This window comes from Rothia uropygioeca (assembly GCF_004136585.1).
Taxonomy (GTDB): Bacteria; Actinomycetota; Actinomycetes; order Actinomycetales; family Micrococcaceae; genus Rothia.
In genome coordinates this window covers 254,887-268,691 of the sequence record NZ_NOIR01000004.1, presented here as the reverse complement: position 1 = coordinate 268,691, position 13,805 = coordinate 254,887, and the positions used below count along the sequence as shown (strand labels likewise).

The following is a 13,805-nucleotide window of genomic DNA, read 5'->3' as shown; positions in this document are numbered from 1 at the left end:
ACGATGAAACTCGAATTGCGGTCCGTGACCAAGCGTTTCGGTACTTTTGCAGCGAACGACTCGATAGACCTGACTGTCCAGCCAGGGACCGTCCATTGCCTTCTCGGAGAGAACGGCGCCGGCAAATCGACGCTCATGAACGTGATCTACGGATTGTACGAACCGAGCGCCGGCGAGATCATGATCGACGGCCGCGAAGTCAGATTCTCCGGACCCGGCGACGCGATGCGCGCCGGGATCGGCATGGTCCACCAGCACTTCATGTTGGTCCCCGTATTCACGGTCGCGGAGAATGTCGCGTTGGGCGCAGAATCGATGCGCGGCTTGAGCCTGGATCTGGACCAGACCCGACGCAAGATCCGCGAGATCTCGGACCGGTACGGATTCCGTGTTGACCCGGACGCCGTCGTCGAGGACTTACCGGTCGGCGTCCAGCAGCGCGTGGAGATCATCAAAGCACTCGTCCGGGACGCAGAAATCCTGATCCTGGACGAACCCACCGCGGTTCTGACCCCGGCGGAAACGGACGAATTGCTCGCGATCATGGCTCAGCTGCGAGACGACGGCAAATCCTTATTGTTCATATCGCATAAATTGCGTGAGGTATGCGCCGTATCGGACGAGATCACTGTGATCCGACGGGGCAAGGTCGTCGGAACCGTGGAACCCACGGCGTCGACCACGGAATTGGCGTCCATGATGGTCGGTCACGACGTCAATCTGACGGTCGCCAAGGATGAGCCGCAGTACAGTGACTCCCGCTTCTGCGTCCGAGGACTCTCCTTGGTCGCTGAATCCGGGGTCAAAGTCCTCGACGAGATCGACCTGGACGTCCGCGGAGGCGAGATCGTTGCGGTTGCGGGCGTCCAGGGCAACGGACAGACGGAATTCACGGAGACCGTTCTGGGGCTGCACCCTAAAGCGTCGGGCAAGATCATGCTGGACGGCAAGAACCTGCTGGGTTCCTCGACCAAGAGGATCATCGAATCCGGAGTCGGCTTCGTCCCCGAGGACCGGACGGTCGACGGACTCGTGGGTACGTTCAGCATCGAGGAGAACTTGGTTCTGAACCAATTCGACCACAAGAAGTTTTCCGCGGGGCCGTCGCTTCGACGAGGAGCGATACGGTCCAACGCCCGAGAGAAAGCCGCTGCTTTCGACATCCGGATGAACGCGGTCAGCGATCAGGTCGCGACCCTTTCCGGCGGCAATCAGCAGAAGGTCGTGGTCGCCAGAGAGCTGTCCCGTCCCCTGAAACTTTTCATCGCCTCGCAACCGACCCGCGGCGTCGACGTCGGGTCGATCGAATTCATCCACGAAAGGATCGTCGCGGAGCGCGACGCCGGTACTCCCGTAATAATCGTCTCGACCGAGCTCGACGAGGTGTACGCCTTGGCTGATCGGATCGCCGTATTCCACCACGGAAGACTCATGGGGATCGTGGGGCCTGATACCCCGAGGGAAGTCCTCGGTCAGATGATGGCCGGTGCGACCGCCGAGGAAGCCTTCTCCGAAGCCCAGGACCACACCGCCCAAATCACCGTCGAAGGAGAGCACGCATGAGCTCGACCGAGTCACAGCAGCCCGTTGCGGCCCCGGCCGACGGCTTGGGAGCAACGCCGGAGGCGCAGTCCTCGCCGAGCCCGGTAACGCCTCCGTGGGCCACCGGGCCGGAGAAGCCGTCGCTGGCGTACCGGATTACGTCTTCACCCCTCGTCCTGTCCGCGGCCGCACTGATCGCCGCTCTAGTCGTCGGTGGGCTGCTCATCATTTTCACGGACCAGCGCGTGCTGACCCGGATGAACTACTTTTTCAATCGTCCCAGCGACACTTTCGAGGCCGCATGGAAAGCCTCCAGCACCGCGTACGCCGCGTTGTTCGAAGGCGCGATCTTCAATCCGCACGGTGGGACTTTTGTCGACAAGATCTACCCGCTGACTGAGACACTGACTATCGCGACTCCACTGATCTTTGCCGGTCTGGGCGTGGCGATTTCCTTCCGTTCCGGCCTGTTCAACATCGGCGCACAAGGCCAGATCATCCTCGGTGCGATCGTTGCGGGCTACATCGGATTCAGCTGGCACTTGCCCATGGCGATTCACCTGCTACTCGTCGTACTCGGTGGCGTCATCGGCGGTGCGATCTGGGGAGGACTTGTGGGGCTTCTCAAGGCCAAGACGGGAGCTCACGAGGTCATTCTGTGCATCATGCTCAACTACGTTGCACTCAATCTGGTGCTGTACGTGCTGACGACGCCGGGGTTCCAGCGGCCGGGATCCACGAACCCCATATCTCCCCAGATTGATTCCAGCGCGCAGTTGCCCAAAATGTTCGGTGATTCCTTCCGGTTGCACTGGGGCTTCGTGCTGGCGATTCTCGCGGTCCTCCTGGTCTCTTGGATGATCAATCGTTCGACGATCGGCTTCAGGCTGCGTGCCGTAGGGGCCAACCCCGAGGCCGCGAAGTCCGCCGGTATCAACGTGACCGCGGGCTACATCATCGTCATGCTGATGTCTGGTGGGCTGTCCGGGATGGCGGGCGTATCGCAGATTTCAGGTACGGAAAAGGTCTTGACCGGCGACGTCGCCGCTTCCTTTGGATTCGACGCGATCACCGTCGCGCTCCTGGGCCGTTCGACCCCGTGGGGAACGTTCTGGGCTGGTTTGCTCTATGGTGCTTTTCGCGCCGGCGGTGTCGCCATGCAGACCAATACGGGAACCAACATCAATATCGTTCTGGTGGTCCAGTCCCTGATCGTCCTCTTTATCGCGGCTCCGCCGCTCGTCCGGGCGATCTTCCGCTTGCCCGACCCCTCGAAAACCCGCAAAGCCAAGCGCCGCATGCCCGCCGCACGGAAGGCAGGAGCCACCCAGTGAGCACCTCCGTTCAGGAACTAACGAATCCCTCCAGCCCGTCCCGGCAAGCACCTCCCAAGACGATCGTGCGTCAGTGGCGCAACGCGGTCATCTTTACGGTCTTGGCCGTGGTCACCCTGGTGGTGTGCGGCCTCAATTCGATCGAAGACACCGTAGTCTTCCGATTGTCGGAGTCGGGGGATGCGATCAGACTGGGCGATGTTCAACTTGCCGCGACCCCCACCGGCTGGGTCCTCGGCATCGTGACCGCGATGATGGCCGTGATCGCTTGGGTGCTCGGCGTCCGGGGCCGCAAGGTTCCCAAGTGGTGTGCCGTCGTTTTCTGGGCAGCATTCGTGATCGCGATGCTCGTCTGGGCGGTCAGTCACGCGGACAGCAATAGCTTGTCCTTGCCCGGTCTGCTGGGCGGGTCGCTAACACTCGCGGTGCCCCTGATCTTCGGTTCGATGTCAGGTCTGCTCTGCGAGCGGAGCGGCGTCGTGAACATTGCGATCGAAGGGCAGCTTCTTTTCGGTGCTTTCGCGGCCGCAGTCGCGGGATCCGTGGCGCACAATGCCTGGGTCGGTTTGGTGGCGGCAATGTTCGGCGCGGTCCTGGTTTCTCTGATCCTCGCGATCTTCACGATCAAGTATCTGGTCAATCAGGTGATCGTCGGCGTTGTCGTCAACGTGTTGGTCTCCGGGCTGACAGGCTTCTTGTACTCGACCGTCCTCTCTCGGTCCAATGTTGGTCTCAATGCTCCGGAGCATCTGCCCAGTTTTTCGATTCCCTTCCTGTCCAAGATCCCGGTCGTCGGCCCGGTCCTCTTCGATCAATCCGTGATCGTGTACTTGATGTACGTGGTCGTGTTCCTGATCTGGTACGGGCTGACCAAGACCCGGTGGGGATTGCGGACGCGGGCCGTCGGCGAGCACCCGAAGGCAGCGGACACGTTGGGCGTCAAAGTCAACCGCTTGCGCTTCTGGAACGTGCTTCTCGCCGGCGCCGTTGCGGGCATGGGTGGCGCCTTCTTCACCCTCGTCTCCGTGTCTTCCTTCAACAAGGACATGACCGCTGGTCAGGGGTATATCGCCCTGGCGGCCCTGATTTTCGGCCGTTGGCGTCCCTTCGGCGCACTGTTTGCGGCCCTCCTATTCGGATTCGCAACTAATCTGCAGTCCGTGCTGTCCCTCCTCGGAACAACGGTTCCGAGCCAATTCCTCGCGATGCTTCCGTACCTCGTCACGATCGCAGCGGTGACTGGGCTTGTCGGTCGGTCGCGCGGTCCGGCCGCAAGCGGCGTCCCGTACGTCAAGGAGTAGAAACGATGAATCAGCCTTTGCTTTCTGCCGATGATTCCGTGTGGAAGTCTCTGCTGGCCGCGGCCCGTCAAGCGCTCGAGCAGTCCTACAGCCCGTATTCCCGATTTCCGGTAGGTGCTGCGGGGCAGGTCGACGACGGCCGGATCGTGGTAGGCGCCAATATTGAAAATGCCGCATACGGGGTGACCCTCTGCGCGGAATGCTCCATGGTTTCGGACCTGTTCCGGACCGGCGGCGGGAAATTGACGGCGTTCGTCTGCGTCAACGAGCCGGGGGAAGTCATCATGCCCTGCGGACGCTGCCGGCAGCTCCTGTACGAGCATCGCGCACCTGACATGCAGATTCTGACGCCGGAGGGCCCCTGGAACATGGACCGGGTGTTGCCCCAGGCCTTCGGGCCTCAGGACATTGCCGGTTACTCGGACCGGTGAGCACGCCCTTCCGGTGAATCGCACGCAGGAACACCCAAGTCGAAGAGCAAAGGACACAGAGCAATGAGCGAAGCATTCGACGCGGTGGATGTCATCCGCGCCAAACGAGACGGACAGGAACTCAGCGGCGAACAGATCGACTGGGTCTTGGATGCGTACACCAGGGGTGTAGTCGCGGAGGAACAAATGTCCGCGCTGGCGATGGCGATCTACCTCAACGGCATGAGGCGTGAAGAGATCGCTCGTTGGACGCAAGCCATGATCGCAAGCGGAGAGCGGCTGGACTTCTCTCCGATCCTCGGTCCCAAGGGCAAGATCGCAACCGCGGACAAGCACTCGACGGGCGGCGTGGGTGACAAAATCACACTGCCCCTGGCCCCACTCGTGGCCGTCTACGGGATCGCCGTTCCCCAGCTTTCTGGCCGTGGGCTAGGGCACACAGGCGGGACCCTGGACAAATTGGAATCGATCCCAGGATGGCAGGCTTCCGTCAGCAACGAGCGCATGATGCAGATGCTGGGAAGCGTCGGGGCGGTCATATGCGCGGCCGGAACGGGCCTTGCCCCAGCAGACAAGAAACTGTACGCGCTCCGGGACGTGACCGGAACGGTAGAAGCCATACCCCTGATCGCCTCATCGATCATGTCCAAGAAGATCGCCGAAGGCACGGATTCCTTGGTTCTGGACGTCAAGGTCGGATCCGGCGCGTTCATGAAGGACGAGGAAGCCGCGCGCGAACTGGCTCGCACCATGGTCGCCCTCGGAGACGAATCGGGCGTTCGGACCAGCGCATTGTTGACGGATATGTCGACGCCGCTCGGTCTGACCGTGGGCAACGCGATCGAGGTCGAGGAATCCGTCGAGGTCCTCTCGGGCGGTGGCCCGGACGATGTCGTGGAGCTCACCGTCGCATTGGCCCGCGAAATGCTGCTCGCTTCGGGGGTCGACGAGGATCCGGCCGAGGCCCTCGCGGACGGACGGGCCATGGACGTCTACAAGGACATGATCCGGGCTCAGGGCGGAGATCCGGATACGGCACTTCCCGTTGCACGGGAATCACACGTGGTCAAGGCACCCGAAACCGGTACGTTACAGAGTTTGGACGCGCTTTCGGTCGGCGTGGCTTCGTGGCGGCTGGGTGCAGGACGGTCCCGCAAGGAAGACCCCGTGCAGGCCGGCGCGGGCGTCCGTCTTCACGCAAAGCCCGGCGACCACGTCGCCGAGGGGCAACCCCTGATGACCTTGCTGACGGACACACCGGAGCGCTTCGAAAGAGCCCTGAATACTCTGAATGGCAGCTTTAAGATTGCTCAGTCCGGCCCGGCCGATGTCGAAAGGCGCCTGATCCTCGATAGACTGTCGGCAGAATAGGGTTCAAAATTCATGCCTCGATCGACTGAGGCAGATCTCGAGGCGCCTCACGGGGGCGCAGAAAACAAGGTGAGTCGTGGCTTTCAAGCTTTTCCGCAAGAACTCAGACGACGACGCCGCGCGGCGTTCAGACGACGAGCTGAACGACGCGGGGCGGCAGGAAGAAACACCGTCGAGCTCCGAGGTTCGTGCCCTACCGGACCGCCCCGAGCTGCCGAAGACGAATGGTCTTCCCGAAATCGTCACGATGATGGAGTCCAACAGGGTCGCCACGCTCCAGCTGAACCAGCAGGGCAACGAAATGACCGCCGTGATGGACCCCAGCGAAAAGCCTGAGCGCAAAACCACCGTGGATACCCAGTCCACCTGGTTCGACCCGGTGGCCAAGCTCTACACGGCGGCTCAGGCCAGCGAGAACGGACCCTGGCGGCGCGCCGAGATCATGATTTCCTCGGTCAGGAACGGAAAGCGGTCGGTCGAGATCGAGTACACCTACCCGAACTCGGATGAGCAGGTCCGTGAGGCGTACACGCAGACCGTTCCGACCACGCTCTCACGCGGTGGCGAAGCGAGCTCGGTCGATGCAGAGGCCAATCAGGAGTCGGGACGCTCGGAGGGCAGCAAGGTCGCCGCGACCGGCGCCGTCGCCGGGGGAGCCGCTGGTGCTGCCGCATCGAACCCGGCCAAGTCTTCAGACGAGACCGAGCCGTCCGTTGAGAAGGACCGTAACGAAGCCCTCAGCGCCGTGGCGGACGATGCCGAAGCGCGCAAATCCGGAGATGACCAGGCGAGCTCCTCGTCCTCCAAGCCCTCGGTCCTCGGTACACCCGAGGGATCCGATTCTGGGGCCAAGTCAACGACCTCGAGCGATTCGAGCGCAACCGTAGTTTCTGGAACCGAGAAGACCTCGGCCGTCACGGATGCCCCGAGGGATTCGAAGGATGCCACCAAGACCTCCTCGTCAGCGCAGACGAGCAGCTCTTTTTCGGAGGCCAATGCCAAGGGATCGAAGAAACAGAGCGACTCGGCTTCCGGCGTAGCCGTAGGAGGCGCCGCCCTGGGTGGTGCGGCCGCTGGTGGAACCGCGGCCGCTGTGGCCGATTCCGGCAAGGATTCGAAACAAGGCGAAGAAAAGGCCGCACAACAGACGGCCCCGTCCGCCAAGGACGTTGATAAGGGCGCGGACACAGCGACCACAGACGGTCAGACGACGGCCGAACCTGTTCCCGCCGTGGTCGAGGACTCCCACTGGGAAGGCGAGGAAAACCGTCCCGAGGCCGGTGCTCCCTCTGCGGTAGCCGCCGATTTGCCGGATTCCGTCCCGTCCACGGCAGACCAGACCGATGTCGCGCCGTCGTACTCCAGCTCCGGCCAGTCCGCTCCGCAGAAGCCATCGACCACGCAGCTCGCACCGGGCAACTTGGTCCTGACGGAAGCCGACGTTCTGCAACGTATGGGCGAAGCCCAGAAGACTCTCTTCGGTGCAAACGGTACGGCCCGCGATGTCTCGACCGTGTTGATTCGTGTGCGCGCTCTCGGCTCCTACTACGACGCTTTGACCCACGTTCGCCGCAATGGCTTCTGGGATCAGCGCAAGACCTTCGATCTCGTCCCCGAAGAGGCCCTCCACATCCTGGAGCTCAAGTCGGATTCGTACCAAGAGGGCGCGGGCTCACCGATCGCGATGATGTTCCGCTTCACCCCGGGCGTGCCTCCGCTGGTTTCGTTCTCCTACGAGGACGAAGAAAGCTTCGTCAAGTACAAGGATCGCCTTCCGGCCCAGCAGTACATCGAGGAACTCCGGATGTTCCCCCGCACAGGAGCAAATATCCCCGAGCACATGACCGATGCGCTGACTCAATGGAGCCTCTGAGCGGAGAATGACAGTACGGATCCGCCGGCGAGCTGCGCAATGAGCGCGCAGGTTGTGACGCCGCTCTTCGACAACGCTTATGACGAAGGGTGGATTGCCTCCCTTCCGAAGGTATGTCTGCATGATCACCTGGACGGTTCCTTGCGTCCGCAGACCGTGATCGAGCTGGCCGCCGAGGTCGGCCACGAGCTTCCGTATACCGACCAGGCCCGGCTCGAACGGTGGTTCTCAGAAGCAGCGGATTCGAGGTCCCTGGCTCGCTACCTCCAAACTTTCGAGCACACCGTCGGCGTGATGCGCACCGCCGAAGCGCTCGAAAGAGTTGCCAGGGAATACGTGGTCGACGCCGCCGCGGACGGGATTATTCACGGTGAGGTGCGCTGGGCGCCCGAACAACACCTCAGCGAAGGGCTGGACCTCGACGCTGCGATCCACGCGGTAGAGCGCGGGATCGTTGCCGGAGAATCGGACGCCGCGGACCGCGGCCACATCATTTCGATTCGTCAGATCGTCTGCGCGATGCGCCAGAACGATTGTTCCCTGGAAGTTGCACGGGCCGCCGTGCGTAATCGATCGAGCGGCGTCGTCGGATTCGACCTTGCGGGTCCCGAACTTGGTTTCTCCGCTGAACTACACCGCGAGGCGTTGGACTACTGCGCGAGGCATTTCCTGCAGGTTACCCTGCACGCAGGAGAAGCAGACGGGGTCGAGTCAATACGTCAGGCTCTCCACGAGGGCAGGGCTGCACGGCTCGGGCACGGGGTCCGGATCGTCGAAGACCTGACGCGCAGGCAGCGTCACGCCGCGCTCGCGGACAACGTGGCGCGTTTACCGCATAGCCACGATGTCTCCTTGGTGCCTGCGACTTCCCTGTACTCGATGGGAGAAGTTGCGGCCTGGGTCAGGGACCGGCGCATCCCGCTCGAGATTTGCCCCTGTTCGAATCTTCAGACCGACGCTGCCCCTCGTGTGAGCGATATCGGGGTCACGGCGCGGACAGGGAATTCGTCGACCGGCTGGGCCAGAGAGTACAGAGAACACCCCGTCGAGCTGCTGAGGAGCCTCGGTTTCGCCGTGACGATCAATCCGGACAACAGATTGATGTCCCGCACGTCGATGACACGCGAATTCCTCAAACTGGCCCATGAGTTCGGATATGAACGCGACGATTTCTTGAGTGTCACGTTGATCGCGGCAGAAAGTGCTTTCCTGCCCTTGGACGAAAGAAACGACCTCGTCGACCGCGTGCTGGCCGGATATTCCACATCCCCGGAGGTCGGTTCATGACCACATCACAGTTTCCGCGGGGCAAGCCCGACGGGCCGGAACTCGAACCCGAAACCCCGACTGCGGCTTTCGAAGAGCTCGTGGCCATCATGGACCGCCTACGGTCGCCGGGCGGTTGCCCCTGGGACGGCGAACAGACACATGCTTCATTGGTCCGTTACTTGATCGAAGAGTCCTACGAAGTCGTCGAGGCCATCGAGGCACCGAACGGAGTCGACCGTGCTCTTCTGCAGGAAGAGCTCGGTGATGTGCTCCTCCAAGTGGTCTTCCATGCGAGGGTCGCGGAAGAAGTCCCCTCGGAGGCCGGCGGTTTCGGAATCGCGGACGTCATCCAAGGGCTCAATGCCAAATTGATTCGACGGCATCCCCACGTATTCGGGGGATTCGCCGACGCCGAGGATGGTCCCGTCGGAGAACGGACTTTGGCTAGCGACGAGCTCGAAACGCTCACCCGGCGCTGGGATGAGATCAAACGCGCCGAAAAGCCCGAACGGAAAGGCCCTTTCGACGGAATACCACCGGCCTTGCCGGCTCTGGCGCTCGCGGAGAAGACACTGAGCAAGGCTGCCAAGGCATCCTTGCCGTTGCCCGAAGCGGTCGAGACCCTGGAACACGAGCGCTCTTCCGAAGTCGTCGCGTCCTCCGACCATGATCGTCCGCAGACTCAGGTTTCTCCGGAGTCGGTGGCACCCGGAACCACGGATGACGCCGAGGAAGAGATCGGCAGACACCTGCTGGGTGTAGTGGCCCATGCCCGTGAACGGGGCGTGGATCCTGAAAAAGCTTTGCGGCGCGCGGTTCGTCATTTCGTGGATTCCTCAGGTGGGAATGCCTGAGAATATGTGTGCTTATGTGGGAATTGGATAGTATGGGAAGTGAGAACGGGCCCACTGTGCGGGAACAGTTCAGAATTTCCCACAAACTCACTAGGCTCGGTACAGAAAAGCCAATTCATTCTTCACGATTTTTAGGAGCATCCAGATGGCTATCATCATCGACGTTCATGCCCGTCAGATCCTCGATTCCCGAGGCAACCCGACCGTAGAGGTCGAGGTTCTTCTCGAAGACGGAAGCTTCGGTCGCGCCGCCGTTCCCTCCGGCGCATCCACGGGCGAGTTCGAGGCGGTCGAGCGCCGCGACGGAGACAAGAGCGTCTACCTGGGCAAGGGCGTCCTGGACGCAGTCAAGGCGGTCATCGAGGAGATCTCTGAGGTGGTCATCGGTCTTGACGCCACGGACCAGCGCCTGGTCGACGCCGCCATGCTCGAACTCGACGGTACCGACAACAAGGGCAAGCTGGGCGCCAACGCAATTCTGGGTGTGTCCCTCGCCGTTGCCCGTGCGGCTGCCGAAGCATCGGACCTGCCCCTCTACAAGTACCTCGGCGGACCCAACGCCCACGTTCTGCCGGTTCCGATGATGAATATCCTCAATGGTGGCTCTCACGCCGACTCCAACGTGGACATCCAGGAATTCATGATCGCCCCGATCGGCGCGCCGACTTTCGCGGAAGCCTTGCGCTACGGCGCGGAGGTCTACCACGCGCTCAAGTCCGTCCTGAAGGACCGCGGGTTGGCGACAGGCCTTGGTGACGAAGGCGGTTTCGCTCCCAATCTCGATTCGAACCGGGCCGCACTCGACCTGATCCTCGAGGCCATCAAGAAGGCCGGTTACGCACCGGGCAAGGACGTTGCCCTGGCTCTGGACGTCGCCTCTTCCGAATTCTTCAATAAGGAAGACGGCACCTACTCCTTCGAAGGCGGCCGCAAGACAGCCCAAGAAATGACTGCTTACTATGGCGAACTCGTCGATGCGTACCCGCTCGTGTCGATCGAGGATCCGCTCGACGAAGACGACTGGGACGGCTACCAGACCATCACCCGTCAGCTCGGTGCGAAAGTTCAGATCGTCGGTGACGACCTGTTCGTGACCAATCCCGAGCGGCTCGGCAAGGGCATCAAGATCGGAGCCGCCAACGCCCTGCTGGTCAAGGTCAATCAGATCGGCTCGTTGACGGAGACCTTCGACGCGATTTCTCTGGCGCAGACCAACGAATTCCGTTGCATGGTTTCTCACCGGTCCGGAGAGACCGAGGACACGACGATCGCAGACATCGCCGTGGCAACCAATTCCGGCCAGATCAAGACCGGCGCCCCTGCACGGTCGGAGCGGGTTGCCAAGTACAACCAGCTTCTGCGTATCGAGGAGGAGCTGGGCGGCGCGGCGACTTACGCCGGAGCCTCCGCTTTCCCGCGTTTCTCTGCCGAGTAGTATCGACGCCGGATATCCGATGACGACGCCCCGCCGGGTTCTTCCGGGCGGGGCGTCGTTCGGTAGAGTGAGGGTTCGAAAGCTCCTTCCCCTGCTTCGAGAGGTCCGATCGCTATGAAGAACCCCTTCTCAGCCGCGGCTCGCCGTCTCGGTCGCAAGAGGGCGGATAGCTCGAACCATTTCTCGGGCGACCCGTACGAGACCCGTTCCGAATCTTCGTCGAGGGAATCCCAGACGCTGGGGTTCGGATCGTGGCGACAGAAGCGCGTCGTCGAGCGCGCGGAGCCTCGCGGCAGCTCCGCATTCCGTGACCCGGAATTCTCTAAAGAGGATCAAATCGGGCGAGAGGACTGGGGCGACGTCGAGGACACCCGGGAACCCGTGGCTGCCAGGACTTTTTCAGGCAGGACCGTGTTGCTCCTCCTGATCATCCTGGCCCTCGTGGTTCCTTTGGCCCCCACGGTGCACCGGTACTTTGCCCAGCAGGCAGAGATCAACAGTTTGCAGCAGGATATTTCCCACCTCAAGGATGAGCAACAGGATCTCAAGGATCAGAACGACCGCTGGAATGACGACGACTACGTCCGGCAGCAGGCCCGAGAACGGTTGTTCTACGTCAACCCCGGGGAAACACCGTATGTGGTGACGGGCAAGGATAAGCAGAGCGACCAGGCGGACGACTCATCGGCCGAAGCGACGACGTCTACGCCGCCCTCGTGGGGAGAAAACCTGTGGGCCTCACTGTCGGAGTCGTCGAAATGACCTACGCACAATCCGTGAAAGCAGCACCTCGAGAAGGAGTTCGGTGACTCAGAAATCAGCCGCTCAAGAACCCGGCGGATTCGGCGCCAGCCAGGACACCCTGGACCCGACCCAGCAGGATCTGCTCGTTCTCTCGCGCGAGTTGGGGCGGACTGTGCGCGACGTCGTCGAAATTCCGGCTCGGTGTGTCTGCGGGAACCCGCTCGTTGCCGCAACCGCACCTCGATTGTCGAACGGTTCGCCTTTCCCGACCGTTTTTTATCTGGCCCACCCGGTCATTACGCAGGCCGCCTCCCGGTTGGAAGCCGCCGGCCTGATGTACGACATGACGGACCGCATCACGCGGGACCAAGCACTGGCCGAGGCCTACCAGGCCGCTCACCAGAATTACCTCGACGAGCGTGAACGGGTACGTGTCAAAGCGGGCACCGATCCGGTTCCGGAGATCGAGGGGATATCCGCCGGCGGGATGCCACAACGGGTCAAATGCCTTCACGCGGTGCTTGGCCATACACTGTCCGTCGGCGAAGGAATCAACCCCTTTGGGGACGAGACCCTGCATGCCATTGAGCAGTGGTGGATGCCCGAACAATGCGCCTGCGACCCAGCGTGGCGCGAAGAATCGTCACCGTCGAACCAGGTCTAAGGAGCACGGACAACTATGCGCGTTGGAGCTATAGATTGCGGCACCAATTCGATTCGCCTGCTCATCGCGGACGTCGAGAAGAATCCGTCGGAGGGGACGCACCCGAAGGTCACCGACATCGTCCGGCAAATGCGGGTCGTTCGGTTGGGCGCGGGAGTCGACGCCACCGGCTGGCTGGCACAGGCTTCCCTGGACCGGACCTTCGCGGCCGCCGAGGAATACGCGGCCTTGATCAAGAAGCACAAGGTCAAGCACGTTCGTATGGTCGCGACGAGCGCGACCCGAGACGCGGGCAATCGCGATGCCTTCGTCGAAGGAATCACGGATCGGCTCGGGGTCGCTCCTGAAGTCATCTCGGGTTCGGAAGAAGCCGAGCTGTCCTTCTACGGTGCCGCCGCGACCATCAAAGCCGCCCACAGCGGACGGAACCTGATCGTCGACGTCGGAGGGGGATCCACGGAATTTGTCCTGGGGGACGAGAACGGCGTGATCGCGTCCCGGTCGGTCAATATAGGTTGCGTTCGGTTGACCGAGCGGCACCTGAGCTCTAATCCGCCGACCGAAGGCCAGATTCGGCGACTCCTGGACGACGTCGATGTTGCCGTCACCACGGCGCTCGACTCGGTGCCGATCGGAACCGCAACGCGCCTGGTCGGTGTGGCTGGCTCCGTCACAACGGTCACCGCACAGGCCCTTGGCCTCAAAGAATACGATCCGGACCGGATTCACGGCAGCGAACTGAGCATCGAAGCGGTCTCCGAGGCCGCGCGGATCCTGACCAACATGTCACGTCAGGAACGTTCCGAACTCGGGATCATGCACGAGGGCCGCGTCGACGTGATCGGTGCGGGCGCTCAAATTTGGGCACGTATTGCGGAAAGAACCTCCGAACTGACCGACGGTCGCATTGCCACGTGCATCGCGAGCGAGCACGACATCCTGGACGGCATCGCCCTGTCCGTCGCCGCGGCTCGGAAGAAGCCCTGA

At 62.1% G+C, this 13,805-nt stretch carries 12 protein-coding genes; all 12 read left to right on the top strand.

Annotation, left to right across the window (positions count from 1 at the left end; all coding sequences use genetic code 11):
- Positions 1 to 3: 3 nt before the first annotated feature.
- Positions 4 to 1,563 (top strand): ABC transporter ATP-binding protein, encoded by a 1,560-nt coding sequence (locus EWR20_RS11205; RefSeq protein WP_129360749.1) that lies wholly within the window; start codon positions 4 to 6, stop codon positions 1,561 to 1,563.
- Positions 1,560 to 2,876 (top strand): ABC transporter permease, encoded by a 1,317-nt coding sequence (locus tag EWR20_RS11200; RefSeq protein WP_129360748.1) that lies wholly within the window; start codon positions 1,560 to 1,562, stop codon positions 2,874 to 2,876. The genes EWR20_RS11205 and EWR20_RS11200 overlap by 4 nt, the downstream gene beginning before the upstream one ends.
- Positions 2,873 to 4,177 carry an ABC transporter permease gene (locus EWR20_RS11195; RefSeq protein WP_129360747.1) on the top strand — a complete coding sequence of 435 codons (1,305 nt, stop codon included), beginning with the start codon at positions 2,873 to 2,875 and terminating at the stop codon, positions 4,175 to 4,177. The genes EWR20_RS11200 and EWR20_RS11195 overlap by 4 nt, the downstream gene beginning before the upstream one ends.
- Positions 4,178 to 4,182: 5 nt before the next feature.
- A complete protein-coding gene (locus EWR20_RS11190) occupies positions 4,183 to 4,608 on the top strand; it encodes a cytidine deaminase (RefSeq protein WP_129360746.1) in 426 nt (141 codons plus the stop codon).
- Between the two features lie 63 nt (positions 4,609 to 4,671).
- Positions 4,672 to 5,979: a thymidine phosphorylase gene (locus EWR20_RS11185; protein ID WP_129360745.1), complete on the top strand. Its 1,308-nt coding sequence runs from the start codon at positions 4,672 to 4,674 to the stop codon at positions 5,977 to 5,979.
- Between the two features lie 76 nt (positions 5,980 to 6,055).
- Positions 6,056 to 7,852, top strand: a complete 1,797-nt coding sequence (locus EWR20_RS11180; protein ID WP_129360744.1) for a hypothetical protein — start codon at positions 6,056 to 6,058, stop codon at positions 7,850 to 7,852.
- A 39-nt stretch (positions 7,853 to 7,891) separates the two neighbouring features.
- The gene (locus EWR20_RS11175) at positions 7,892 to 9,139 is read left to right on the top strand and encodes an adenosine deaminase family protein (protein WP_129360743.1); all 1,248 of its coding nucleotides are present in this window, start codon (positions 7,892 to 7,894) and stop codon (positions 9,137 to 9,139) included.
- Positions 9,136 to 9,975, top strand: coding sequence for a MazG family protein (locus EWR20_RS11170; RefSeq protein WP_129360742.1), 840 nt, complete (start codon positions 9,136 to 9,138; stop codon positions 9,973 to 9,975). Before EWR20_RS11175 ends, EWR20_RS11170 begins: the two co-directional genes overlap by 4 nt.
- Positions 9,976 to 10,120: 145 nt before the next feature.
- Entirely contained in the window at positions 10,121 to 11,410 is a 1,290-nt protein-coding gene (gene eno / locus EWR20_RS11165; protein ID WP_129360741.1) for a phosphopyruvate hydratase, read from the top strand.
- Positions 11,411 to 11,524: 114 nt separating this feature from the next.
- Complete coding sequence (locus tag EWR20_RS11160) at positions 11,525 to 12,172, top strand: FtsB family cell division protein (protein WP_129360740.1); 648 nt, start codon at positions 11,525 to 11,527, stop codon at positions 12,170 to 12,172.
- Positions 12,173 to 12,215: 43 nt separating this feature from the next.
- The gene (locus EWR20_RS11155) at positions 12,216 to 12,818 is read left to right on the top strand and encodes a DUF501 domain-containing protein (RefSeq protein WP_238147719.1); all 603 of its coding nucleotides are present in this window, start codon (positions 12,216 to 12,218) and stop codon (positions 12,816 to 12,818) included.
- A 15-nt stretch (positions 12,819 to 12,833) separates the two neighbouring features.
- Positions 12,834 to 13,805 carry a Ppx/GppA phosphatase family protein gene (locus EWR20_RS11150; RefSeq protein WP_129360738.1) on the top strand — a complete coding sequence of 324 codons (972 nt, stop codon included), beginning with the start codon at positions 12,834 to 12,836 and terminating at the stop codon, positions 13,803 to 13,805.

Excerpts from the sequence above, each read along its gene's own strand:
- EWR20_RS11205 (WP_129360749.1), top strand. The coding sequence starts at position 4 with ATGAAACTCGAATTGCGGTCCGTGACCAAGCGTTTCGGTACTTTTGCA.
- EWR20_RS11200 (WP_129360748.1), top strand. The coding sequence starts at position 1,560 with ATGAGCTCGACCGAGTCACAGCAGCCCGTTGCGGCCCCGGCCGACGGC.
- EWR20_RS11190 (WP_129360746.1), top strand. The coding sequence starts at position 4,183 with ATGAATCAGCCTTTGCTTTCTGCCGATGATTCCGTGTGGAAGTCTCTG.
- EWR20_RS11185 (WP_129360745.1), top strand. The coding sequence starts at position 4,672 with ATGAGCGAAGCATTCGACGCGGTGGATGTCATCCGCGCCAAACGAGAC.
- EWR20_RS11175 (WP_129360743.1), top strand. The coding sequence starts at position 7,892 with ATGAGCGCGCAGGTTGTGACGCCGCTCTTCGACAACGCTTATGACGAA.
- EWR20_RS11170 (WP_129360742.1), top strand. The coding sequence starts at position 9,136 with ATGACCACATCACAGTTTCCGCGGGGCAAGCCCGACGGGCCGGAACTC.
- eno (WP_129360741.1), top strand. The coding sequence starts at position 10,121 with ATGGCTATCATCATCGACGTTCATGCCCGTCAGATCCTCGATTCCCGA.
- EWR20_RS11160 (WP_129360740.1), top strand. The coding sequence starts at position 11,525 with ATGAAGAACCCCTTCTCAGCCGCGGCTCGCCGTCTCGGTCGCAAGAGG.
- EWR20_RS11150 (WP_129360738.1), top strand. The coding sequence starts at position 12,834 with ATGCGCGTTGGAGCTATAGATTGCGGCACCAATTCGATTCGCCTGCTC.